This is a genomic window from Mangrovibacter phragmitis (assembly GCF_001655675.1).
Taxonomy (GTDB): Bacteria; Pseudomonadota; Gammaproteobacteria; order Enterobacterales; family Enterobacteriaceae; genus Mangrovibacter; species Mangrovibacter phragmitis.
On record NZ_LYRP01000003.1, the window covers coordinates 26327 to 50799 of the forward strand.

21 protein-coding genes are annotated in these 24473 nt (G+C 49.2%); 10 read left to right on the forward strand and 11 right to left on the reverse strand.

Annotation, left to right across the window (positions count from 1 at the left end):
• Positions 1-16: 16 nt before the first annotated feature.
• The 6 genes from ypfH to dapA all read right to left on the reverse strand — a co-directional run bounded on the left by ypfH (position 17) and on the right by dapA (position 6642).
• Positions 17-724: an esterase gene (gene ypfH / locus A9B99_RS06580; protein ID WP_064595874.1), complete on the reverse strand. Its 708-nt coding sequence runs from the start codon at positions 722-724 to the stop codon at positions 17-19.
• Positions 725-796: 72 nt separating this feature from the next.
• A complete protein-coding gene (locus tag A9B99_RS06585; protein ID WP_064596086.1) occupies positions 797-2788 on the reverse strand; it encodes a tRNA(Met) cytidine acetyltransferase TmcA in 1992 nt (663 codons plus the stop codon).
• Between the two features lie 54 nt (positions 2789-2842).
• The gene (gene ypfJ / locus A9B99_RS06590) at positions 2843-3721 is read right to left on the reverse strand and encodes a KPN_02809 family neutral zinc metallopeptidase (RefSeq protein ID WP_064595877.1); all 879 of its coding nucleotides are present in this window, start codon (positions 3719-3721) and stop codon (positions 2843-2845) included.
• 167 nt (positions 3722-3888) lie between these two features.
• Entirely contained in the window at positions 3889-4602 is a 714-nt protein-coding gene (purC, locus tag A9B99_RS06595; protein WP_036116295.1) for a phosphoribosylaminoimidazolesuccinocarboxamide synthase, read from the reverse strand.
• Positions 4603-4716: 114 nt separating this feature from the next.
• Complete coding sequence (gene bamC / locus A9B99_RS06600; protein WP_064595880.1) at positions 4717-5748, reverse strand: outer membrane protein assembly factor BamC; 1032 nt, start codon at positions 5746-5748, stop codon at positions 4717-4719.
• A 15-nt stretch (positions 5749-5763) separates the two neighbouring features.
• Positions 5764-6642 (reverse strand): 4-hydroxy-tetrahydrodipicolinate synthase, encoded by an 879-nt coding sequence (gene dapA / locus A9B99_RS06605; protein WP_064595883.1) that lies wholly within the window; start codon positions 6640-6642, stop codon positions 5764-5766.
• Positions 6643-6787: 145 nt separating this feature from the next.
• On the opposite strand from dapA, the gene A9B99_RS06610 reads away from it, so the two are divergent.
• Complete coding sequence (locus tag A9B99_RS06610; RefSeq protein ID WP_036116300.1) at positions 6788-7345, forward strand: glycine cleavage system transcriptional repressor; 558 nt, start codon at positions 6788-6790, stop codon at positions 7343-7345.
• A 15-nt stretch (positions 7346-7360) separates the two neighbouring features.
• Positions 7361-7831: a thioredoxin-dependent thiol peroxidase gene (gene bcp / locus A9B99_RS06615; protein WP_064595886.1), complete on the forward strand. Its 471-nt coding sequence runs from the start codon at positions 7361-7363 to the stop codon at positions 7829-7831.
• An 80-nt stretch (positions 7832-7911) separates the two neighbouring features.
• Here the strand turns inward: bcp and A9B99_RS06620 are convergent, their stop codons facing one another.
• Positions 7912-8982 (reverse strand): AI-2E family transporter, encoded by a 1071-nt coding sequence (locus A9B99_RS06620; RefSeq protein ID WP_064595889.1) that lies wholly within the window; start codon positions 8980-8982, stop codon positions 7912-7914.
• 236 nt (positions 8983-9218) lie between these two features.
• Here A9B99_RS06620 and bepA point away from each other — a divergent pair, with 236 nt between their 5' ends.
• Both bepA and arsC read left to right on the forward strand, forming a co-directional pair.
• Positions 9219-10682, forward strand: coding sequence for a beta-barrel assembly-enhancing protease (gene bepA / locus A9B99_RS06625; protein WP_064595892.1), 1464 nt, complete (start codon positions 9219-9221; stop codon positions 10680-10682).
• Between the two features lie 9 nt (positions 10683-10691).
• Entirely contained in the window at positions 10692-11045 is a 354-nt protein-coding gene (arsC, locus tag A9B99_RS06630; protein ID WP_064595895.1) for an arsenate reductase (glutaredoxin), read from the forward strand.
• 58 nt (positions 11046-11103) lie between these two features.
• Here arsC and A9B99_RS06635 read toward each other — a convergent pair whose 3' ends face one another.
• The 3 genes from A9B99_RS06635 to upp form a co-directional block, all read right to left on the reverse strand.
• Positions 11104-11805, reverse strand: a complete 702-nt coding sequence (locus tag A9B99_RS06635) for a DnaA inactivator Hda (protein WP_072007010.1) — start codon at positions 11803-11805, stop codon at positions 11104-11106.
• A 96-nt stretch (positions 11806-11901) separates the two neighbouring features.
• The gene (uraA, locus tag A9B99_RS06640; RefSeq protein ID WP_064595898.1) at positions 11902-13197 is read right to left on the reverse strand and encodes a uracil permease; all 1296 of its coding nucleotides are present in this window, start codon (positions 13195-13197) and stop codon (positions 11902-11904) included.
• A gap of 87 nt (positions 13198-13284) precedes the next feature.
• Positions 13285-13911: a uracil phosphoribosyltransferase gene (gene upp, locus A9B99_RS06645; protein WP_064595901.1), complete on the reverse strand. Its 627-nt coding sequence runs from the start codon at positions 13909-13911 to the stop codon at positions 13285-13287.
• 302 nt (positions 13912-14213) lie between these two features.
• Between upp and purM the strand changes: the two genes are divergently transcribed.
• From purM to ppx, 4 genes are all read left to right on the forward strand, one after another.
• Positions 14214-15251: a phosphoribosylformylglycinamidine cyclo-ligase gene (gene purM, locus A9B99_RS06650; protein WP_064596088.1), complete on the forward strand. Its 1038-nt coding sequence runs from the start codon at positions 14214-14216 to the stop codon at positions 15249-15251.
• Positions 15251-15892 (forward strand): phosphoribosylglycinamide formyltransferase, encoded by a 642-nt coding sequence (gene purN, locus A9B99_RS06655; protein ID WP_064595904.1) that lies wholly within the window; start codon positions 15251-15253, stop codon positions 15890-15892. The genes purM and purN overlap by 1 nt, the downstream gene beginning before the upstream one ends.
• A gap of 250 nt (positions 15893-16142) precedes the next feature.
• Entirely contained in the window at positions 16143-18203 is a 2061-nt protein-coding gene (gene ppk1, locus A9B99_RS06660; RefSeq protein WP_064596090.1) for a polyphosphate kinase 1, read from the forward strand.
• A 3-nt stretch (positions 18204-18206) separates the two neighbouring features.
• A complete protein-coding gene (ppx, locus tag A9B99_RS06665; protein WP_064595907.1) occupies positions 18207-19751 on the forward strand; it encodes an exopolyphosphatase in 1545 nt (514 codons plus the stop codon).
• Between the two features lie 80 nt (positions 19752-19831).
• Here the strand turns inward: ppx and A9B99_RS06670 are convergent, their stop codons facing one another.
• A complete protein-coding gene (locus tag A9B99_RS06670) occupies positions 19832-22084 on the reverse strand; it encodes a sensor domain-containing phosphodiesterase (RefSeq protein ID WP_064595910.1) in 2253 nt (750 codons plus the stop codon).
• A gap of 344 nt (positions 22085-22428) precedes the next feature.
• On the opposite strand from A9B99_RS06670, the gene A9B99_RS06675 reads away from it, so the two are divergent.
• Positions 22429-22614 (forward strand): YfgG family protein, encoded by a 186-nt coding sequence (locus A9B99_RS06675; protein WP_369792679.1) that lies wholly within the window; start codon positions 22429-22431, stop codon positions 22612-22614.
• 746 nt (positions 22615-23360) lie between these two features.
• The gene (locus tag A9B99_RS06680; protein WP_156519013.1) at positions 23361-24473 is read left to right on the forward strand and encodes an FIST N-terminal domain-containing protein; all 1113 of its coding nucleotides are present in this window, start codon (positions 23361-23363) and stop codon (positions 24471-24473) included.

Sequence of the window (24473 nt, forward strand, 5' to 3'; positions counted from 1 at the left end):
GCAACAAAACATCTCGTTAACGCAAACCAATCACATCATCTTTACCGGGCGAAACGCTTAACGCGTCGTCAAAGTAACGGCGGGGGATGGTATAACGCAGATGATCCAGCGCAAACTTCATCCCTCGTTCGTCAATAGCGTGGCCAAGATCATCAACAATATCCAGCGTCACATCGCCACCGGCATGCAGCAATGCGACATAGCCTTGCTGCGCCGTGCGAACTTCAACCACATCATCATATTCCCCATGAATAAGGTGGATGGTGGTCTGCGTCGAGGCATGCTCAGGAAGTAAAGCGAAACGGCCACTGAAGCTGATAACCCGACTGGCAAGCCCCGGGCTCGCCTTGATAGCTTCCAGTGCTATTGTCGCGCCCTGGGAAAAACCAATCAGGGCCGTTGCCCCCGCATCCACACCACTTTCACGTTGCCAGTACTTCACCTCGTTAACCACACCAGGCATCACTGCATCAATTTTTTCCTGTAATGCCTGTTCATCAGGTTCATTTAGCTCACCCGTTGGCGCAAACCATGCCCTGCCAGGCGCAGGGCCACTGGCTAATGGCCCGGCGAGGCAGACAACCATGGCGTCAGGAAAGACCGGCGCAAACCAGCGGCCTATTTCTGCCATGGAAACCGGGTTATCACCCGCCGTGTGAAACAACAGCAACAGTTGTTTTGCCGGGAACACAGGACTTTGTACAACGACATGTTGGTGTTTCATCGGGTTCTCCTTCATCAATATGCTAAGTTTACGCCACCTTCCGGCGATAACCATGGCTCTCTCTTGAAGGAGTTAATCGAAAAATTGCAATTGCGCCAGCCAGGTTTTCAGGGTGTGGGCCTGGTTTTCGTCATGCCAGAATAGTATTTGCGCGGCTTCCTGCCGTTGTTGTAATAGCAAAGCTTTACGACCGGACAACCCCAAATTACGACAAAGAACGGCAACTGGCTGACGTGACCGCAATTCACCACGCAAAGCAGGCAATGCTAACGGGCAGATAGCAAGCACCCGCACCAGGCTCGCAAGGCAGGACATTAACGGCCGGTATCCCCAGGCAAAACCGGCAAGCTCCCGCCAGTCACCGGGTAACAGGTTGCGACCGGTATCCGGCTCACCGGGTAGTGGAAATGGCAGCCAGGGCTGCAAACAGGCCAAATTGCGCGACAAGTGCCGGGCTTCACTTGTGGCCAGTGCTTCTCCTTCCGGTGTGAGCGGCAAAAGCGCCATTGCCGTATAACACCCACTACTGGCTTCAAGACTGGTTCCCATCCGCACCAGCCGGAAACCACAGCGTTCCCAAAAGCGCCACAACGCCTGGGTATACCCAAAGCTGACAGAGAGATAATCACAACCGGTTGGTGCCCGGCGTTTTACTTCAGCAATCAATGCCTGGCCCACACCTTTACGCTGAACTCCGGGATAAACGGCAATACGAGATACCCGCCAGCCCGTTAACATTGCCGCCTGGGGAGAGCCACCATGGGCAGCCAGAGACTGAGCGACCAGGTTTCCTCGCGGGCGGCGAAATCCGGCCCATACAGCTTCACTTAGCTGTTGAGATAACCCGCCTTCTTTAACCAGCCAGGCTGCCCCAACGGGCTTACCGCCAACTTTCGCGGCAATTACATGCTGGCCCGGCGCATCCAGTAACCGGCGTAAATCCAGAGGAGACGTGCGGTAATGCGCACTGGACAATAACCGGTATACGTCTGTCAGTTCGCCGGGTGAAACAGTGCAAAAATCGGGCGCAGGAAGCGCACCACCATAAACTGGCGTTGTATCCGCGCCTGATTCATCAAACAACAACAGACTGGAGACAAACGTTTCAAGGGGGCAATCAGGAGCCCAGCGTACTGGCGTATTTAGCACATAGCGGCGAGATACCGGCAACTGGCTACAAAGTTTGAGAATAAACCCCTGCCCGGTTCCTTCGTATCCCTGAACCGTACTGATTAGTAATACCCGTGAAAAACCGCCAATCATGGCGGCCAGTTGTGGCAAGGGAATGGCGGCGGCTTCATCCACCACCAGCCAGTCGGCATGCGGAGTTTTACCGGAATGTATTTGTTCCAGCAAAGCATCCGGAGCAATAAACGCCAGTGGTTTATGAGCGTGTTCAGCCATGACATCTGTTGCAACTCGTGCAGGGGCAGTCACTAAAACCGTCCCCGGCCAGGCACGAATCAACATACCGGCAAGTGCTGATTTTCCCCGCCCTCGCCCGGCAGTTACCACAGCAATACCGGATGCCATCGCCAGTAACTCATCGCGAACAGCTGCCTGCTCCTGTAGAGGCTCTCCTTGCACGGGGTGCCAGCAAGCCAGCGGGTGCTGCGCCGGGAATTCGGGTGCCTGCCCCTGCTGCCACACCAGCATCACAGCCGACTGTTTTTTCAGCACAGCAAGAAAGCGGGCAACAAACTGTGGTGAAGTGGTGGGTTGTTGTTGATCGTTCCAGCGCAGGCTGTCACAGTCAGGCTGGTTTGGCCAACCCGCAAACGGTGGAGTCAGCATCACCAGCCAACTGCCTGCACGCAAGGTACCGGCAAGAATGGCGAATGCTTCAGCATCAAACCCTAAACGGGCGTCAAAAACCGCGTGGTGAAATTCCCGCCCTAATAACGTCCGGGCATTGCGTGGGGAACAGGCCCGTGCCTGATTAACTTTATCACTCACCCATAGCCAGTCACCCGGCAGGTGATGTTGCAGGTGCGCGGCCTGTTTTTCACTCCAGGCGTCATCCCCGGCCAGCACCAGTAAGCGGCGCTGACCAGCCAGTGCCATTTGTTGTGTCAAAGCGAGCCAGTTGCCGGTGGGGAAAAGATGTGCCACGAAAAATTATATCCGGGTGTTGCCGAATGTATTACATACAGCCGGATCACCGCTTTGGAAACCACGGCTGAACCAGGTATAACGCTGCTCAGAAGTACCATGAGTGAAACTGTCAGGGATCACCCTTCCCTGGCTTTGCTGCTGCAGGCGATCATCGCCAATAGCTTCGGCAGCGTTCAGCGCTTCCTGAAGGTCACCAGCTTCCAGTACACCTTCTTTTTGCATCGCATGGCCCCAAACGCCTGCAAAGCAGTCTGCCTGCAATTCCATTTTCACTGACAGCCGGTTTGCCTCAACTTTTGTAGCGTGCTGCTGCAACTGGCGCACTTTCGCTTCCACACCCAGCAGTTTCTGCACATGGTGCCCTACTTCATGAGCGATAACATACCCCTGAGCAAAATCCCCTGCGGCACCCAGTTTATGTTTCATATCGTCATAAAATGAGAGGTCAATATAAACCGTGGCATCTGCCGGGCAATAAAACGGCCCCATCACAGACTGCCCGGTACCACAACCGGTATGTGTGGATCCCCGGTACATTACCAGGCGTGGTGGTTGCCAGTTTTTGCCCATTTTTTTGAACAGGCCTTGCCATGTATCTTCCGTGGTAGCCAGAATAACCGAAGTGAATTTCGCAGCTTCATCCTGTTTGGCGCTGGGTCGTGTTGTTTGCTGATGAGCCGGTGAATACACCGGTTCACCGGTTATCAATGCCGTAAGATCGACACCGTAGTACCCCGCCACCGCAACCAGAGCCAAAATAACCAGGCCGCTTTTCCCCCGAGGTAAAGGCAGGCCACGGCCCCTTCCCTGATACGGCGAGCTGCGTTGTTGATTGCGCCTGTCTTCTACGTTATCGCTCTCGCGACGCCCTTGCCAACGCATAACATCCCCTTTTGGTGCGTATGAGATAACAAGATCCTGGATTATTTGGCCGGTGATTACCACTGAAAATAGACCAGGAAAAGGAAATGAACTTAGGAGAAAGCGAAGGCGGCAAGCCAGGCCAGCACAAAACAGTGTGCCGGCCTGCAACGAAAACGATTGCGTTGTTAGTCTAAATTAACACCCAGACGGTGTGCGACTTCTTCATACGCTTCAATCAAACCACCAAGGCTTTGGCGGAAACGGTCTTTATCCATTTTGTCGAGAGTGTTTTTATCCCACAGACGGCTACCATCCGGTGAAAACTCATCACCCAGTACAACCTGGCCTTTGAACAACCCAAATTCCAGTTTGAAATCCACCAGAATCAGCCCGGCGTCATCAAACAGCTTTTTCAGTACGTCATTGGCTTTGTAGGTCAGTGCCTTCATCTGAGCCAGATGTTCTTTGCTCACCCAACCGAAGGTTTCACAGTAAGATTCGTTCACCATCGGGTCATGCATGGCGTCATTCTTAAGAAACATGTCAAACAGCGGCGGGTTCAGTTCAATGCCTTCTTCAATACCAAGGCGTTTTACCAGAGAGCCAGCGGCACGGTTACGCACAACGCATTCAACAGGAACCATATCCAGTTTTTTCACTAAACACTCAGTGTCGGACAACAGCGCTTCCATCTGGGTTGGAATGCCCGCTTCTGCCAGTTTGGTCATAATGAAATGGTTGAATTTATTATTCACCATACCTTTACGATCAAACTGTTCAATACGCGCGCCATCCCCTGCTGACGTATCATTGCGGAACTCGAGTACCAACAGATCCGGATTCTCGGTGCTGTATACGGTCTTCGCTTTGCCACGATACAACTCAGCTTGCTTTTGCATCTTTAATTACTCCAGGTTTAACGACCACTGAGTGGCCTGATGATGTTGAGCCAGGTAGCCAGACTCTTAACGCGAAATCAAGATACAAAGGGCCGGATAAACCGGCCCTGTGAATTACTTATTAAATGCGGCCTGGAAAACCGCCACCAACGCATCGTTTTGCGACTGCGTAAGTATGTGCCCTTTCGGGTCAGTAAACTGCAGGCTGCTGCGGTTATCTAAATCACCCACCTGGAGTTTGTAATCCCCGGAAGGCAAGTTTGGATCCCGGGCACCCAGTTCACGCCATGCGCTATCAGAAACAGGTTTATACGTCACAGACAGGCTCCCCTGGGAACGTGTTCTGTCTGTTACTTTCATGCCCATTTTTTCCAGTGCGGCTGGCAGTTTATCCCAGACCATATTGAATGGCGCACGCACCACCAACATCGGTAACCCGGTATCATCCGCGCCACTCTGGACATCGATTTCCCGAATCCCATGGTTATTGGCATTCAATTGCGCATTCTGAGATTTATCAATACCCGCAGCAATGTTGTTCAGCATTTCAGTGCTGTAACGCTGCATAGATGCGGCATCTGCCACCGGCTTTTCATTTTGCTCAAGGTTAAGCAGGCGGACAACAACAGCTTGTTGGTAACCTTGAGGTTTCACACTGATTTGATAGCGACCACGATATTGTTCGTCTTCATCGGCACGATGCCACTGAACCCAGTCAGTCGTCAGGGTTTTACCTGCATCATCACGCTTCATTATCGGGTAATTTTGTGCCTGAACCGCACTGACAACCTGCGCCCACAGTGCGTTATCGCTACCACGTTCCACTAATAATGTGGCTGTATCGCCCGTAAACTGAGTACGCGCACCATTGACCAGCGCCAGAGGCTGTGCAGGCGGGCGGATATCCAGAGCCAGACCAACAGTGCCTTTGCTGGCAGCTGGCGGAATGGTGTAATCACCGCTTTCAATCGGTAAAATCATGCCCGATGGCGCGTGCAATTCAGCAAGCGGTGTGGCAGAGAGGTAAGCCTCATTGCCATTTACCTGGCGTTTATAACGGGAATCGGAACTACAGGCTGCCAACAGCATAACCAGCGAAAGGCTGACAACTTTGGCGACCTGCGATTTCTGTACTGAATAAGCCATCAAATCTCCCTAACGTTACAGCAAACCGGCATGTTTGAGTGCGTTGGTAATGACCGGTACACTGGCATCTGTCAGTGGTGTCATTGGCAAACGCATCGTGTCGGTTGCTACAAGACCCAACGCCTTACAGGCCCATTTCACCGGGATTGGATTGGGTTCTACAAATAATTTATGGTGCAACGGCATTAAACGTTTATTGATTTCGCGCGCCTGCGCAAAATGACCTTCGGCAGCCAGACGGCAAACTTCAGCCATCTCACGCGCCGCAACGTTAGCTGTTACGGAAATCACACCATCACCACCAAGTTGCATAAAATCCAGTGCGCTGGCGTCATCACCACTTAACAGGATGAAATCATCCTGAACCAGCTCTTTGATCTGGTTAACGCGACTTAAGTTCCCGGTTGCTTCTTTAATCCCGATTATATTTTTTATTTCAGACAAACGCGCTACTGTCTCTGGCAACATATCGCACCCGGTTCGGGACGGCACATTATACAGAATTTGCGGCAAACTCGTATTTTCTGCGATAGCTTTAAAATGCTGGTATACACCTTCCTGGGTAGGACGGTTGTAATAAGGCGTGACTGTCAGGCAGCCAACAACGCCAGAATCGTTAAAGCGTTGCGTTAAAGAGATGGCCTCAGAAGTGGCATTGGCACCCGTACCTGCAATAACCGGTATACGGCCATCAGCCAGTTCCAGTGTCAACATGACGACATCACCATGCTCATCATGACTCAGTGTGGCAGATTCGCCAGTTGTCCCTACTGAAACAATCGCCGACGTTCCGTTATCGACATGATAATCAACCAGTTTTTTCAGGCTTGACCGACAGACATTACCTTTAGCATCCATCGGTGTAATAAGCGCAACAAGACTTCCCGTGAACATTGCCCATCCTCTCCGCAAACAAGTGCGTCAATGGTACGTTTTGTAATGTCAGAAAAGCAAGCGCACAAAGGCTTATGCGCGGTTGTACACAGGTTTTTTTTGTGCTTTCCTTATGTAACTCCATCGTTTCGCAGGAAGATTTCGTTTGACGCCTTCATCACAACACTATCTGGTCATCACAGCTTTGGGCACAGACCGCCCAGGGATCGTGAACACAATTACCCGCCATGTCAGTAGTTGCGGCTGTAATATTGAAGACAGCCGGCTGGCAATGCTGGGAGAAGAGTTCACTTTCATCATGCTGCTTTCTGGCTCCTGGAATGCCATTACGCTGATTGAGTCAACTCTGCCGCTGAAAGGGGCCGAACTGGATTTACTGATTGTAATGAAGCGCACGGTTGCTCACGACCGCGAAGCGATGCCATCAACCGTGTGGGTTCAGGTGGAAGTTGAAGACTCACCGCATATCATTGAGCGCTTCACCGCTTTATTTGATGAGTGGCACATGAATATTGCTGAACTGGTCTCCCGCACCCAACCTGCACAGGATAATTTGCCGCCACAGTTATATATTCAAATTACGGCGCACAGTCCGGCGTCGCAAAATGCATCAGAAATCGAGCAGGCATTCAAAGACCTGTGTACAGAACTCGATGCACAAGGCACTATTAACGTGGTGAATTACCAACAGCAAGATGAATAAAGACGGAGAGTCGTAATGAACCCACTGAAAGCCGGTGATACCGCACCGAAATTTAGTTTGCCTGATCAGGATGGTGAACAAGTAAATTTGACCGACTTCCAGGGACAGCGTGTTCTGGTCTACTTCTACCCCAAAGCAATGACGCCAGGATGCACCGTACAGGCCTGTGGCTTGCGCGATAACATGGATGAATTAAAACAATTCAATGTTGAAATTTTGGGCATCAGTACAGATAAGCCAGAGAAGCTTTCACGCTTCGCAGAGAAAGAACTTCTGAACTTTACGCTGCTCTCTGATGAAGACCACCAGGTTTGTGAACAATTTGGCATCTGGGGGGAAAAGAGTTTCATGGGGAAAACCTATGACGGTATACACCGCATTAGTTTTCTGGTTAATGCCGACGGTATTATTGAGCATGTCTTTGATGATTTTAAAACCAGCAATCACCACGACATCGTGCTGGGATGGCTGAAAGCAAATAGCTGATTCCTGCCTTCTGGCACTGGGCACTGAATAAATATAAAGCCGGCTGTATGCCGGCTTTTGTCTTACGCATTCACGCCTTTTCAGGACAAGTGTTCTTCACGGCTTACACTCTCCGGCCATGCGTGGACAACGGCTTTTATTAATGTTGCCAGAGGAATCGCGAAAAAAACGCCCCAGAAGCCCCACAGCCCACCAAAAATGACCACCGAAAGAATAATCACCAGTGGATGTAAGTTTACCGCTTCAGAGAATAATACCGGCACCAGCAAGTTACCATCGAGAGCCTGAATAATCAGATAGGCAACAAAACAGGTCCAGAACTCGGTACCGAGGCCAAACTGGAACATTGCCACCCCAACCACAGGCACAGTTACCACAAAAGCGCCAATATAAGGGATCAGTACTGACACCCCAACCAGCACAGCGAGGAGCAACGAATAATTCAGGCCAAATAGCAGGAAGCAGATATACGACACGACCCCTACTATCACCATTTCTACCACTTTACCGCGAATATAATTGGTGATTTGTTGGTTCATTTCTATCCACACCTGGCCTGCCAGACCACGATTTTTGGGTAGCACACGGCGTACCGCGTTAATCATCTGGTCTTTATCTTTCAACAGGAAAAAGACCATCAACGGCACCAACACCAGATAAATGGATAATGTGAGTAACCCCACTAATGAAGCCAGCGAAAATTTCACGACAGAATCGCCCACCGTTATCATCCGGGCACGTAAGTTTTCCGCCATCGCATCAATAATACCGGCATCCATTAATGCCGGATAACGCTTGGGCAGTGTCGCCGCATAGTCCGACAACTTATTGAGCATACCTGGCATGTCGCGAATCAGGTTTATACCTTGCTGCCACGCCACCGGGCCGACAAAAAAGACCATCAACAGCAGAATACCGGCAAAGAGAATCAGCACCACCGAGGTTGCCAAACGGCGTGAACACCCCATGCGTTCAAGGCGTGTTGTGGGCCATTCCAGTAAGTAGGCGAGCACAATGGCAACCAGTAGCGGTGCCAGCAAACTATGGAAAAAGAATAAGATCCCAAAACCACAAACCAGAATTACCAACAATGCAATCGCTTCCGGGTCACTGAACCGGCGACGATACCACTGCATTAACATTTCGAGCATAGCTTTCTTCCCTGTTCTCATTAGCAAGGCATCTGACGAATTGTATCTAAATGTCTCAAAAAAGACTTCGTTTTTTGTTTCTTTGCGCCACGCGATATTCTTTATATATCGATACAGTAGTGTTATGTAATTGCTCTTGTTACCCTGGACGACTGTGCCATACTGCTGGCGCTATCTGTAAAGTGGCATAGCCAGAGTAGAAGACCTGATTACACCATAACAACAGGAAGAAAGTTATGTTCAGTGTGTTAAAAAAATCATTGGTTGCATCGCTGATGCTGAGCACGCTTGCCGGGCAGGTCGCTCCGGCATTTGCCAGTGGTACCGATGATTTACCAGATATGGGCACCTCAGCGGGCAGCACATTATCAATCGGCCAGGAAATGGAGATGGGGGATTACTATGTCCGCCAGTTGCGAGGCAGTGCGCCGCTTATCAATGATCCACTATTAAGCCAGTACATTAACAAGTTGGGTATGCGCCTGGTTTCACATGCCAACTCAGTAAGAACACCGTTCCACTTCTACTTAATTAACAGCGATGAACTCAACGCTTTCGCATTTTTCGGCGGCAACGTTGTTCTGCATTCTGCCTTATTTCGTTTTACAGATAACGAAAGCCAGTTAGCCTCAGTTATGGCGCATGAAATTTCTCACGTCACACAGCGCCACCTGGCCCGTGCCATGGAAGACCAGAAACGCAATGCTCCTCTCACCTGGGTGGGTGCGTTGGGTTCTATTCTGCTGGCAATGGCGAACCCTCAGGCCGGGATGGCAGCACTGACCGGAACCCTGGCGGGCGCGCAACAAGGTATTATCAGCTTCACACAACAAAATGAACAGGAAGCTGACCGTATCGGTATTCAGGTGCTGCAACGCGCAGGCTTTGATCCTCAGGCAATGCCCGCTTTTATGGAAAAATTGCTCGACCAGTCGCGTTATGCATCGCGCCCACCAGAAATTTTACTGACTCACCCATTGCCCGAAAGCCGCCTGGCTGATGCGCGTAACCGGGCTAACCAAATGCCCCATGTCGTGGTGCACTCGTCTGAAGATTTCTACATGGCGAAAGCCCGCGTGCTGGGCATGTATAATTCGGGGCAAAACCAACTGACCAGTGACCTGTTGGATAGCTGGTCAAAAGGGAATATTCGCCAGCAACATGCTGCTCAGTATGGCCGGGCAATTCTGGCACTGGAAGCTAACAAATATGCTGATGCCAATAAACTTCTGCAACCACTACTGTCTGCTCAACCAAACGATCCCTGGTATCTCGATCTCGCGACCGATATAGATCTTGGACTGAAAAAAAACGCCGAAGCCATAGCCAGGTTACAAAAAGCACCCGATTTACGTAACGACCCGGTACTTCAGCTCAACCTGGCTAACGCGCTGATTCAGTCCGGCCAGAATGAGCAGGCAGCACAAATGTTAAACCGCTACACCTTCAGCAACCCCAACGACACCAATGGCTGGGATTTGCTGGCCCAGGCAGAAGCAGCCCTTGGGCATCGTGACCAGGAACTGGCTGCACGGGCGGAAAACCTGGCGCTCACCGGTAAAATAGACCAGGCCATCACAACGCTCAGTTCAGCAAGTTCACAAGTAAAACTGGGTAGCCTGCAACAACAACGCTATGACGCACGCATTGACCAGTTGCGCCAGTTACAGCAGCGTTTTCGGACATATGAAAAGAGGTAACACAGCACAATGAAACCGGCAGTCACTATTTATCACAACCCGCGTTGCTCCAAAAGCCGTGAAACTCTGGCATTGCTGAAAGAAAAACAGGTTGAACCAGAAGTGGTGCTTTATCTGGATACGCCACCTTCTGCCAGCACAATAAAAGAGCTGCTAAGCCAGTTAGGTATGAGCAGTGCCCGTCAGTTAATGCGCACGAAAGAAACGCTGTATAAAGAACTGAGTCTTGCAGATGAAACCAGTGAAGATGCGCTGATTGACGCAATGACCAAACACCCGAAGTTAATTGAGCGTCCAATTGTAATCAGCAACGGGAAAGCCCGGCTGGGCAGGCCGCCTGAACAAGTACTGGATATTATTTAACAGAGATTAACGCAGCGCCTGGCGCTGCGTTTTCATACAGGCATAGCTGTTCAGCGTACTACAGATTGAGAATTTCTTTAACGAAAGGGATTGTCAGTTTTCGCTGTGCAGTAATCGAGGCTTTATCCAAATGATCCAGCGTCTGGAACAGGGTTCGCATTTCCCGGTCAAGGCGTTTAAGCAGAAAACGGCCTACGTCTTCGGGTAATTCAAAACCACGCAACCGGGCCCGCAATTGCAAAGCCTGCAGTTTATCTTCATCAGAAAGTGGCTGAAGCTTGTAGATTTGCCCCCAGTCCAGGCGCGAGGCAAGGTCAGCCAGTTGCAGGTTAAGCTGGCGTGGAGGGCGGTCGCCCGTAATAAATAAGCGCGTTTTACCTGATTCCAGAATGCGGTTATACAGGTTAAAAATCGCCATTTCCCACAATGCATCACCAGCTATACACTCAATATTATCAATGCAGACCAGCGATAGTTGCTCCATGCCATCCAGTACTTCCGGTACAAACCAGGTGCGTTTATCCAGCGGGACATACCCAACCGCTTCACCTCGCTGAGAAAGCTCCGCACATGCAGCGTGCAGCAAGTGGCTGCGCCCACCACCTTCTCGTGACCAAAAATAGATATACCCGCTATGTTCCTGCCGCAGAACATTTTGTACTGCTGCTAACAAAGAAGGGTTATCGCCCGGCCAGAAACTCGCGAAAGTTTCATCGTCAGGCAGATAAAGAGGCAAAGAGAGCTGTGCCGGCGTGTTCAGAAGGACCTCAGTTTGGGCTTACCAAAAAACAGACGCAGTGTAACACAGAATCACATGGCGAATGAACCGGGCAGCACAGGGCTGCCCGTTATCTTATCAGGACTTCGCCGGGGCGTTATCATCACCACTTTCGTCTTCGATAACGTCTTCCGGGCGGAATACAGAAATTACTTTGAAAATCAGACTCAGGCAGACACCAACAATCGTTGCCAGCGCCATCCCTTTTAACTCTGCCGCACCGATATGCACTTTCGCGCCACTCACCCCGATAATCAAAATTACCGCTGTCAGGATAAGGTTTTGCGCTTTACTGTAATCCACTTTAGATTCAATCAGCACCCGGATACCGGATGCACCGATTACGCCGTACAACAGCAGTGAAACGCCCCCCATTACAGGAACAGGTATAATTTGAATCGCTGCGGCCAGTTTACCCACGCAGGACAGCAGAATCGCAAACACTGCTGCACCGCCAATAACCCAGGTGCTGTAAACACGGGTAATAGCCATCACACCAATGTTTTCCCCATAAGTGGTGTTAGGCGTGGAGCCAAAGAACCCGGAAAGTATTGTGGATAGCCCATTCGCCAGCATAGAACGGTGCAGGCCCGGATCACGAATCAAATCTTTTTTAACGATATTCGCAGTCACGACCAGGTGCCCGACATGCTCCGCAATAACCACCAGCGCCGCAGGTAAAATAGTGAAAATCGCAAACCATTCAAAACGCGGAGTATAAAAAGTTGGTAAGGCAAACCAGTGAGCCTCACGAATGGCTGTGGTATCCACCACGCCCATGGCAAATGAAAGTGCGTACCCGGCCAGAACCCCAATCAGAATGGGGATAATGGCAAGAAAACCCCGAAACAGCACTGACCCGAGGATAGTTATAGCTAAAGTCGAGACAGAAATAATCACGGTGGTGCTGTCTGCAGGCTTACCATCTGCCGGTAATAACCCGGCCATATTTGCCGCCACACCGGCAAGCTCCAGCCCGATAACGGCAACAATTGCCCCCATCGCCGCGGGTGGGAACATCACATCCAGCCACCCTGTTCCGGCTTGTTTCACAATCAGCGCGACAATACAAAACAACACGCCGCACATAATGAAACCACCCAGAGCCACTTCATAACCTAAAGGCAACAGCAACAGCACCGGTGAAATAAACGCAAAGCTTGACCCAAGGTATGCCGGAATTTTGCCCTTACAGATAAATAAATAGAGCAATGTCCCCACGCCATTGAACAGCAAAACGGTTGCCGGATTAATATGAAACAGAATAGGCACCAGCACGGTTGCGCCAAACATGGCAAACAAGTGCTGTAAACTAAGGGGGATGGTCTGCAACAACGGTGGTCTTTCGCTCACCCCGATAGCACGGCGCGTCATAGTGTGTTCCTCAGTGAAGTTATGTTGTGTAATAGCGTGGTGATTTCACCAAAAAAAAGCCGACTCATTAGTCGGCTTATTGAATAATTATTTCGTTCCAAAAATCTTATCGCCCGCGTCGCCAAGACCGGGAATAATGTAACCGTGCTCGTTGAGCCCCTGGTCAATAGATGCGGTGTAAAGCTCAACATCCGGATGGGCTTTCTCCAGTGCCGCAAGGCCTTCTGGCGCAGCAACCAGCACCAGCACTTTAATACTGTGGCAGCCTGCTTTCTTCAACAGGTCTATAGTGGCAATCATCGAACCACCCGTTGCAAGCATCGGGTCAACCACCAGCGCCATACGTTCGTCAATGTTAGACACCAGCTTCTGGAAATAAGGAACCGGCTCCAGTGTTTCTTCATTACGGTAGATACCGACAACACTGATTCGGGCACTGGGCACATGCTCAAGCACGCCTTCCATCATGCCAAGGCCTGCACGCAAAATGGGTACAACGGTGATTTTCTTTCCTTTGATTTGCTCAACAGCCACCGGGCCATTCCAGCCTTCAATGGTAACTTTCTCTGTCTCTAAATCGGCTGTTGCTTCGTAAGTCAGCAAACTACCCACCTCAGAGGCCAACTCCCGAAAGCGCTTGGTGCTAATATCATGCTCACGCATCAGACCCAGCTTATGTTTGACGAGTGGGTGTTTCACTTCCACAATCTTCATACTCTTTCTCCCCCAGACAGGTAGCAGCCACAAAAAAAATCGCCGGATTATACCGCTTTTTGTGAACGGTTCCACCTTTCACTCCCGGTTAAGGCTTGATCGGGATCAACTGCGGTGGAATTGGTCAGTAGCAAAGATTTCTGCGTTCAGGTTTCAGAATAGGCTCGCAAACGTTTGCCTGCACTGTTAGAATTGCCGCGATTTTTAGCGCACTACCCGGAACACGCCACATTTGTACGCGCAAGCTTGCCTGAATGCTGGCCTGGGTAGCGCACCAACCGCAACCGCGTGGGGACTTAGCAGTGACCGACAAAACCTCTCTCAGCTATAAAGATGCCGGTGTTGATATTGACGCAGGTAACGCTCTGGTCGACCGAATCAAAGGTGTCGTAAAAAAAACCCGCCGTCCTGAAGTTATGGGTGGTTTGGGCGGATTCGGCGCACTGTGCGCTTTGCCACAGAAATATCGTGAGCCTGTACTGGTTTCCGGGACTGATGGTGTTGGCACCAAACTGCGTCTGGCGATGGATCTTAAACGCCACGATGCCATTGGTATCGATTTGGTTGCTATGTGTGTGAATGACCTGGTGGTGCAAGGTGCTGAACCGCTATTTTTCCTTGATTACTACGCTACAGGTAAGCTGGATGTGGATACAGCCTCTTCTGTTATCACAGGTATCGCTGAAGGTTGTCTGCAATCGGGTTGTGCACTGGTTGGTGGCGAAACGGCAGAAATGCCAGGTATGTACCACGGTGAAGATTATGATGTCGCTGGTTTCTGTGTTGGTGTGGTAGAAAAATCAGAAATCATTGATGGCAGTAAAGTGGCTGACGGTGATGTACTGATAGCGTTGGGTTCAAGCGGCCCGCACTCCAATGGCTACTCACTGGTACGCAAAATTGTTGAAGTGAGTGGTTGCGACCCGTTAACCACTCAACTGGAAGGCAAACCTCTGGCCGACCATTTACTGGAACCTACGCGCATCTACGTTAAACAGGTACTGGAATTAATCAGCAAAGTTGATGTGCATGCGATTGCCCACTTAACGGGTGGCGGGTTCTGGGAAAATATCCCACGCGTGCTACCGGACAACACTCAGGCGGTTATCAATGAAGCCTCCTGGCAGTGGCCTGCTGTTTTCGGCTGGCTACAACAGGCAGGCAATGTCAGCCGTCATGAAATGTATCGCACCTTTAACTGTGGTGTGGGAATGGTGATTGCCGTTGCTGCCTCAGATGCCGCAAAATCCCTGGAGCTGCTACGCAACCTTGGCGAAAATGCCTGGGAGATTGGCACGATTAAAGCATCCAGTGATGAACAGCGTGTGGTTATTGCATAATGAAAAAGATTGTGGTGCTGATTTCAGGTAATGGCAGCAACTTGCAGGCCATTATTGATGCCTGTGACCAGAAAAAAATCAATGGCACCCTTTCTGCTGTTTTCAGTAATAAAGCCAGTGCGTATGGGCTAACCCGTGCCAGCGAGGCAGGTATTCCGGCCTTTTCTCTCGACCCAAAGTCGTTTGAAAGCAGGGAAGCTTTTGATAACGCGTTGATGGAGCAGATTGATGCTTACCAGCCTGATGTCGTTGTGCTGGCCGGGTACATGCGTATTTTAAGCCCGGCCTTTGTCAGCCACTACCTGGGCAAAATGATCAACATCCATCCGTCATTACTGCCTAAGTACCCGGGGCTGCACACGCACCGCCAGGTACTGGAGAATGGAGATAAAGAACACGGAACTTCCGTGCATTTTGTCACTGAGCAGCTTGATGGTGGGCCGGTCATTTTGCAGGCGAAAGTACCTGTTTTCGATGGTGATGATGAGGAGATTATCACCGCACGGGTTCAGGTTCAGGAACATGCCATTTACCCACTGGTCATTAACTGGTTTCTTTCAGAACGTCTGGTGATGCACAGTAACCATGCCTGGCTCGACGGTCAGCGCCTGCCTGCTCATGGCTACGCAGGTGACGAATAATTAAATTACTGGCAGAGGTGCAGCTTTTGCCCTCTGCTTAATTTGCGAAAGCACGCCAGTTACTCTCTTTCTTCTTATCGTCACCCACTCTGCCGGTTCTTTTTTGCGCTTTTATTAGTCAATCAAATCGCTCGCTTTCTTGTCATACTGTTATGACATTATTGGACATTCCCGGACAAAGCTCGCCATAATAGTTATTGCAGGATGGTCTGGCGTGTCCTCTGTTTTATTTACCGGAGTTGAAGGATTCATGGGTCTGGATAAGTTATATATTGATAAAGAACTGAGCTGGCTGGCTTTCAATGAACGCGTACTCCAGGAAGCCGCAGACAAAAACAACCCACTCATTGAGCGTATGCGCTTTTTAGGCATCTACTCCAACAACCTCGACGAATTTTACAAAGTACGTTTCGCGGAGTTAAAACGGCGCATTCTTATCAGTGAAGAGCAAGGCAGCAATGCTCACTATCGCCACCTGATGGGCAAGATTCAGTCCAGGGTATTAAAGACCGATCAGGAGTTTGATGGGTTGTACAATGAACTGCTGCTGGAGCTGGCGCGCAACCAAATATTTCTCATTAACGAACGTCAGTTGTCAGATAACCAGCAAGTCTGGTTAAGAGAATACTTCAGGCAACATTTGCGCCCCTATATCGCGCCTATTCTTATCACCCGCGAAACCGACCTGGTGCAATTTCTTAAAGATGACTTCACCTATCTTGCAATCGAAATAATTAATGGCGATGTGGTGAACTATGCGCTGCTGGAGATCCCTTCAGATAAAGCGCCACGGTTCGTCAACCTGCCACCAGAAACACCTCGTCGGCGCAAGCCAATGATCTTACTTGATAACATTCTTCGTTATTGTCTGGATGATATTTTTAAAGGCTTTTTTGATTATGACGAACTGAATGCTTACTCCATGAAGATGACCCGTGATGCAGAATATGACCTGGTCACAGAAATGGAATCCAGCTTGCTGGAACTGATGTCCTCCAGCCTGAAGCAACGCTTAACCGCAGAACCTGTGCGTTTTGTTTACCAGCGCGATATGCCAGCAGAAATGGTGGAGTTATTGCGCGAAAAACTCTCTATCTCGCGTTACGACTCCATTATTCCTGGTGGGCGCTACCACAACTTTAAAGACTTTATTGGTTTCCCGAATATTGGCAAACCCAACCTGCTCAATAAACCTTTACCTCGCCTGCGCCATTTGTGGTTCGATAAATTCCGCAATGGGTTTGATGCCATCCGTGAGCGGGATGTATTGCTGTACTACCCTTACCACACTTTTGAACATGTGCTTGAACTGTTCCGCCAGGCCTCGTTTGACCCCAATGTACTGGCTATCAAGATAAACATTTACCGGGTTGCCAAAGATTCGCGCCTGATTGACTCCATGATTCACGCGGCGCACAACGGCAAAAAAGTCACAGTGGTAGTGGAATTGCAGGCGCGGTTTGACGAAGCTGCGAATATTCACTGGGCAAAAAGGCTTACTGAAGCCGGTGTGCATGTTATTTTCTCGGCGCCAGGGTTAAAAATTCACTCCAAACTGTTCCTGATTTCTCGCCGTGAAGGTGATGAAGTGGTGCGCTATGCCCATATCGGTACAGGTAACTTCAACGAAAAAACTGCCCGATTGTATACCGATTATGCTTTGCTTACCGCTGACCAGCGGATAACCAATGAAGTACGGCGCGTATTTAATTTCATTGAAAACCCCTACCGACCGGTAAATTTCGACTACCTGATTGTGTCACCGCAAAACTCCAGGAACATGCTCTACAAACTGGTTGACCAGGAAATTGCTAACGCACAGCAAGGTATACCTGCAGCCATTACTCTGAAAATCAACAACCTGGTTGATAAAGGTCTGGTGGACCGGCTGTATGCAGCGTCCTCTGCCGGGGTGAAAGTCAACCTGCTTATTCGCGGCATGTGTTCATTAATCCCTGACCTGGAAGGGATTAGCGAAAATATTCGCGTTATCAGTATTGTTGACCGCTACCTTGAGCACGACAGGGTCTATATTTTTGAGAATGGTGGTGACAAAAAAGTCTATTTGTCTTCTGCCGACTGGATGACGCGCAATATTGACTACCGTATCGAAGTGGCTGTCGCGTTACTGGACCCGGTGTTGAAACAGCGCGTTCTGGATATTATTGAGATACTATTTAGTGATACAGTGAAAGCGCGTTTTATTGATAAAGAACTGAGCAATCGCTATGTGCCCCGCGGTAACCGCCGCAAGGTGCAGGCGCAACTGGCGATTTACGATTATCTCAAATCCCTGGAACAACCTGATTAATCTATGCCAATAACCAAACATACTCCCCGCCCTGAAGAATTTGCGGCGGTCGACCTTGGCTCCAACAGCTTCCATATGGTTATCGCGCGTGTGGTCGATGGTGCGATGCAAATCATCGGCCGGTTAAAACAACGTGTACATCTGGCAGATGGCCTGGATGATAACAGCATGCTGAACGAAGAAGCGATGGAGCGTGGTTTATCCTGCCTGGCGCTGTTCGCCGAGCGCCTGCAAGGGTTCAGCCCTGATAATGTTTGTATTGTCGGCACGCATACCTTGCGTCAGGCACGCAATGCCACGGAATTTCTCAAACGTGCGGAAAAAGTGATTCCCTTCCCGATTGAAATTATTCCAGGTAATGAAGAAGCCCGTTTAATATTTATGGGTGTGGAACATACGCAACCGGAAAAAGGCCGCAAGCTGGTTGTGGATATCGGTGGTGGGTCAACTGAACTGGTTATTGGTGAAAACTTCGACCCGGTTCTGGTGGAAAGCCGACGGATGGGATGTGTGAGCTTTGGTCAAACCTTCTTTCCTAACGGAGTTATCAGCCCGGCAGCATTTAACCGGGCAAGGCTCGCCGCAGTGCAGAAACTGGAAACGCTGGCGTGGCAGTACCGCCTGAAAGGTTGGGATGTGGCGATGGGAGCATCAGGCACAATTAAAGCGGCCTGCGAAGTCTTACTCGCCATGGGGGAAAAAGACGGCATGATAACCCCGGAGCGCCTGGACCGACTGACCACTGAAGTGCTGAAGTATAACCATGTACTCAGCCTTTCATTGCCAGGTCTTTCTGATGAACGTCGGGAAGTCTTCCTGCCAGGCCTCGCCATTCTGTGCGGGGTGTTTGATGCACTGAAAATTAAAGAACTACGTTTATCTGATGGGGCGCTGCGCGAAGGTGTTCTGTATGAAATGGAAGGCCGTTTCCGCCACCAGGATATTCGTATTCGCACGGCCCAGAGCCTGGCGAATCAGTACAATATTGACGATGATCAGGCCCGGCGAGTACTGGAAACAACCACATATTTGTTTGATCAATGGCAGGCTGCTAACCCGAAACTCTCCAACCCTCAACTGGCAGCACTCTTGAAATGGGCCGCCATGTTACATGAGATAGGGCTCAATATTAACCATAGTGGTATGCACCGCCATTCTGCCTATATCCTGCAAAACAGCAACCTGCCTGGTTTTAACCAGGAGCAACAAACGCTGATGGCGCTGTTGGTGCGTTTTCATCGTAAAGCCATCAAACTGGATGAGCTACCACGATTTACGCTGTTTAAAAAGAAACAGTACCTGCCATTGATTCAGTTACTGCGCCTGGGCGTATTACTGAATAACCAGCGCCAGGCAACCACCACGCCTCCGTCGCTGGTGCTGACAACAGACGAGAACCACTGGACACTGTGCTTCCCGCATGACTGGTTCAGCCAGAATGCGCTGGTATTACTGGATCTGGAAAAAGAACAGCAATATTGGGAAGCCGTGACGGGCTGGAAACTGACCATTGAAGAAGCACAACCAGAAGAAGCTTCCGCGGCCTGACCCGCACTGGTTACAGTTGTTACTTAATGGTGGGCAATATGTTCTTTGCCCGCCATTATTTTTGCCCAGTGTATTATGTATTACACAGGCTCCGCTACACCGCAGTGAGCCCGTTTATCATGGCCAAATAATTTTTCAATAGGCTCCGGGTGGCCAATATAATACCCTTGCAGGTAATCGACCCCCATCTGTTTGACCGCCTCGCAAATTGCTTCGTTTTCAATATATTCCGCAACGACTTTCATTCGCTTTACCCGTGCTAACTGGCAAATAGACTCAACGATTTGGTAGTCCAGGCTACTGGTTAGTATGTTACGCACAAAGCTGCCGTCAATTTTAAGAATATCGGCGTTCATTTTTTTCAGACGCGCATAGCTTGCATACCCTGAACCGAAATCATCAATCGCGACACTGCACCCCAGGGCCTGTAACCCGGAAAGATTATGCCTTGCCTGTTCCACATTGGTTAATTCATCTGTCTCCGTCACTTCAAGCACCAGTTGCCACGGCTCCACATCAAAACGAGTCAGTTGACGGGAAACTTCTCGCACCAAACCATTATGGCAAACTGATGCAGGTGATAAATTGACAGATAACCGTATGCCGCGCTGGCGGTCTTTATGGCACTGTATAAATGCCAGGCTATGTTCCAGTACCCAGAAGTCCAGGCGAGAAGACAGGCCAAATTCGCAGGCTACCGGGAAAAATACCTCCGGAGATATCACTTTGCCACCTGGCCCCGACATACGCAGAAGCACTTCATACCAGGTATCCCCGCGTACCCCCTGAATGGGCTGCACCAGTAAACGGAAATGATCATGTTCCAGCGCTTCCTGTAGCATATTCATCATGGCCACTTTTTTTCGCATATCTTCCTGCAATGGGTGCAGTTGGCTGTCCAGTAAACCTTCCACACGGTGCGTGGTGAGCGAAAATTCGGCCATGGTGCTCAACTCCCCCAGTAACAAAGGCAGATGATTTACTGGCGGTAAAGCAACACAATAACTAATACCGGTTTGCGGTTGAAAAACCATGCCATCCCATAAGAAGCGAAATTGTTGAATTGCTTCACTCAGGTGATTAAGGCGCTGCTCATCACCATCACTGTTATTCAAACGCAATACCAGGTCATGCCCGGAGAGGTTATACAGGTTTTCGTTTTCCCTCAGGCTTTGGCGTAAATACATTCCCAAATGCTGTTTATAGTGGATGCGAAACAGCAGACCATAGTTGCGCCCCAGAATTTCCAGTTCCGGTATGCGGATAAAGCACAACAGAGAGCTGGCATATTTACTGGTATCGCGTGTCAGAGCCCGTAAATTATGGAGCTGAAAAACGGGGTCAATTAATGCTAACTGGCGCACATGAAAAAATACCGTACGCTGGCGAGTGGTCATCGCCGCCATTAGCGCAATAGTGAAAGAAAAGACCATCCAGCAGGAAGAGGTAATCGCCAGTTGCAGAGCAAAATCTTCGCCAGCAGGTACATAGTTGCCAAAATAGCGGCACAACACTATCAGGGAAATACCCCATACAGTAGTGATAAACAAATAACCAAAACGCATAGCCGCCCACAGCATCAGTGGTAATAACAACGTAAAGGTATAGCTGGTATTAAAAATCGTGCTGGAAGGCCCCGGTTTGGAAATCATCAATGCCATCAGCACGCCGGTGAGAAAAAACCAGGTCAGTATTTCAGGCAGATGCACATGTGGATGAAACTGTTTTTTTAGCCGCCACCAAAAAATTCGGCAAAAGGACGGGTTACGAATGGCACGAATAATGAAATAGCATAAGGGCATCCCGGAGAGTGTGCCCACCATTAATGACTGGAAATTAATCAGCGTGCGAATGTTCAGCGGCTCCGCACCGTTAAGGCTGTAATAACCATCCAGAAAACCAAGGAAAACAGCCAGCTGATACCAGACCAGAAAGGTGGAGGAATAAATTAACACCAGCCACATGCAACGCGAAAAAGTAAGGCTCAGCGAGCCAAATATGACCCGGTAGCGCCGCCAGACAAACACCCGGTAACCGAACCAGCACAACGCCAGAGGAACCACCATTAACATAATGGCGTTCAGAGTATAGGTAAGACCATAGCCGGGGAAATAACGCACAAAGATAGCCAGCGCTATACCCGGCAGCGCAGCCCAGTCAAAAATCAGCATCAGTGCCATGAACAATGCATGTGGCAGGTAATAGAGCACAGTGCGCCCATCATCAAGAATGGTGAAAGTATTGCACCATGCTGCGAGTGGTAAAAAAAACAATGGCAGAAAACCCGGTAGCGCCCACCACTGGTTTTTATTACGTTGATACCAACTCTTCATATTACCCGCTTAATCTTACCCAAAAATCTGTGATGGCCAGGGCTTCCTTTGTTGCGCCAGGAGCCTGACTGAAATGGCGTGCAATTCTAGTGCCCTCTCCCCCATTTAATTTGATGCAGATCAATTCATGCTGGATTGTTAACCAGCGCAGGCGCTGAATGCACGGTTTTGGCGAAAATACAGATATTTCCCTTTCGAATTATCTGAACTGCACACCACATATCTGGCGCGTGAGATGTCTTTTTAGTGATTAAGAATTGACCTTATAACAGAGCTGTGCCTAAATAAGCATATCGCCCGTTTGGGTTTACTACAGGTTCCATTTCGTGACAAACGCCACCACTATGCGCAGACGACACCGATTTAACAGCCGAATAGCACGAACTGTGTTGTTAATCAGCTTTTTATTCTTCTTTGGTCGTTTTGTTTATTCAGCTATTGGCGCATGGTATCACCACCAAAACAAAATTCAGTCTCAGCAATCAAGCCTGAGTATTGATGCCACTTCCCAGCAACAATCACAGCAGTAGCACGCAATGATTTGAAAATGCTTCAGGGTAAAGACCCGGTTCACAGATATTGGCTGGCTGCCTAATCAAGCAAGAGTGCCATGACACTCAGTCAGTGGAATGAAGCCTGCTGAGTCATACCGCCCGGTAAACTACACCAGCCAGTATAGCTCTGGTTTTAGTGTTGTCCGGGCTTCATTCCACAGTTAGCAATGGTTCCAGATGTACTTCAGGCGTTTCAGGTGACGTTTGCTGAATCCTGGTACGCAGTACAGCGCCAGTAGAAAATTCTGTTTTCTGAATACGCTTATCCAGAACATGGCAACAAACTGTGTTGTAGCGCAGAAAAAACCATCGTAGAGATAATATTGTTATTCAGCGTTAATATATTGAATTGCTGAAGAAACTTAATTTAAAAATAACACAGCATGCTAATAAACCAGGTAATACAATAGCCTGGCATTGTCTGGTCAGGCAGAAGGGTAAGTAACCACTGGCAGAAAGGTACAGTAAAAATAACCCGCTAAATATAGTTAACTTAAAGTCAAATTAAAGAAGAAAACGAAAACTGAGTATCATTCTTTATGACTAAAATCATGATGAAGTGAACATTAAAGGTTCTTCATGAGCAGATTAAGACACACCGTTCATTTGATTATTGTGCCATCCACTCCTAATCTTTTAGAAAACAATAATCAGGCAGTCACTCAGTAAGGTGTATGCCCGTTTATTATCTACCCAACATTCTGTTACCCGGGGAGATGAGAGTGAAGATACAGCCTGAATATGCCTGTAGCGAATTGATGGACCCTACACTGGCGGTTAGCGAGTTTGCTAATAAAATTGGCAGTAAAGATATTGATCTGGTTATCTTTTTCTGCTCGCCAGATTATGACCTTGATATATTAGGGAAAGCATTAAAAAACACATTTGACTGCCCATGTATTGGTTGTACCGCATCAGGGCAGATAGGTACCAATGGTTTTCAGCACTCAGGTATTGTGGGGCTTGGACTCACAGGCGGTTTTCAGACACATTCATTCCTCATTCAACCACTGACTGACTATAGCGAAGCTATTGCTCACATTGCTGAGGCACTGAGAGTTGACAGTGAGGTCCACCCTGATTTGCATCGTTTTGGACTTTTACTCATAGATGGGCTTTCTATGGCCGAGGAGCGGTTGGTCGCTAACCTGTACCAGCAAATTGGCGATGTACCCATTATTGGTGGTTCTGCAGGTGATGACCTGCGCTTTGAACAAACCATGATTTATGACGGAAATGGTCGGTTTATTCCCAATGCAGCCATATTTTCTGTTATTTCAACTAAGTCACAGATTACGACATTCAAAGTTCAACACTTTATTCCTGGTGAGACAGAGCTGGTTATTACTGAAGCTGACCCGGAAAAACGGCTTATTATAGAGATTAATGGCGAACCGGCGGCACAAGCTTATGCAGAAGCGCTTGGGCTCACCGTACAGGATCTGACACCTGTTGTTTTTTCGCGTAATCCATTAGTACTGACATTTGGAGATGAGCCTTATGTCCGTTCAATTCAAAAAGTAAACGATGATTTCTCACTGACCTGCTATTGCGCAATTGAAGAAGGATTAATCGTCGCCATTGGTGTGGCCGAAGACCCAGTCGATACATTACATCAGGCGTTTGAACACGTTAAAGAAACAATAGACAACCCATGCGTAATTATTGGTTGTGACTGTATTCTGCGAAGACTGCAGTTTGAACAGGAAGGGATTGACCAGGAGATTGGCAAGGTAATGGTTCAAAACCGCGTTATTGGGTTTTCTACCTATGGGGAGCAGTTCAACGGGTTACATGTGAATCAGACCTTCACGGGAATCGCGATTGGGGAGTAA

What these genes read in the sequence shown, in the direction of transcription:
- ypfH (WP_064595874.1), bottom strand. Translation starts at nt 724, where the DNA reads ATGAAACACCAACATGTCGTTGTACAAAGTCCTGTGTTCCCGGCAAAA.
- A9B99_RS06585 (WP_064596086.1), bottom strand. Translation starts at nt 2,788, where the DNA reads ATGGCACTGGCTGGTCAGCGCCGCTTACTGGTGCTGGCCGGGGATGAC.
- ypfJ (WP_064595877.1), bottom strand. Translation starts at nt 3,721, where the DNA reads ATGCGTTGGCAAGGGCGTCGCGAGAGCGATAACGTAGAAGACAGGCGC.
- purC (WP_036116295.1), bottom strand. Translation starts at nt 4,602, where the DNA reads ATGCAAAAGCAAGCTGAGTTGTATCGTGGCAAAGCGAAGACCGTATAC.
- bamC (WP_064595880.1), bottom strand. Translation starts at nt 5,748, where the DNA reads ATGGCTTATTCAGTACAGAAATCGCAGGTCGCCAAAGTTGTCAGCCTT.
- dapA (WP_064595883.1), bottom strand. Translation starts at nt 6,642, where the DNA reads ATGTTCACGGGAAGTCTTGTTGCGCTTATTACACCGATGGATGCTAAA.
- bcp (WP_064595886.1), top strand. Translation starts at nt 7,361, where the DNA reads ATGAACCCACTGAAAGCCGGTGATACCGCACCGAAATTTAGTTTGCCT.
- A9B99_RS06620 (WP_064595889.1), bottom strand. Translation starts at nt 8,982, where the DNA reads ATGCTCGAAATGTTAATGCAGTGGTATCGTCGCCGGTTCAGTGACCCG.
- bepA (WP_064595892.1), top strand. Translation starts at nt 9,219, where the DNA reads ATGTTCAGTGTGTTAAAAAAATCATTGGTTGCATCGCTGATGCTGAGC.
- arsC (WP_064595895.1), top strand. Translation starts at nt 10,692, where the DNA reads ATGAAACCGGCAGTCACTATTTATCACAACCCGCGTTGCTCCAAAAGC.
- uraA (WP_064595898.1), bottom strand. Translation starts at nt 13,197, where the DNA reads ATGACGCGCCGTGCTATCGGGGTGAGCGAAAGACCACCGTTGTTGCAG.
- upp (WP_064595901.1), bottom strand. Translation starts at nt 13,911, where the DNA reads ATGAAGATTGTGGAAGTGAAACACCCACTCGTCAAACATAAGCTGGGT.
- purN (WP_064595904.1), top strand. Translation starts at nt 15,251, where the DNA reads ATGAAAAAGATTGTGGTGCTGATTTCAGGTAATGGCAGCAACTTGCAG.
- ppk1 (WP_064596090.1), top strand. Translation starts at nt 16,143, where the DNA reads ATGGGTCTGGATAAGTTATATATTGATAAAGAACTGAGCTGGCTGGCT.
- ppx (WP_064595907.1), top strand. Translation starts at nt 18,207, where the DNA reads ATGCCAATAACCAAACATACTCCCCGCCCTGAAGAATTTGCGGCGGTC.
- A9B99_RS06670 (WP_064595910.1), bottom strand. Translation starts at nt 22,084, where the DNA reads ATGAAGAGTTGGTATCAACGTAATAAAAACCAGTGGTGGGCGCTACCG.
- A9B99_RS06675 (WP_369792679.1), top strand. Translation starts at nt 22,429, where the DNA reads ATGCGCAGACGACACCGATTTAACAGCCGAATAGCACGAACTGTGTTG.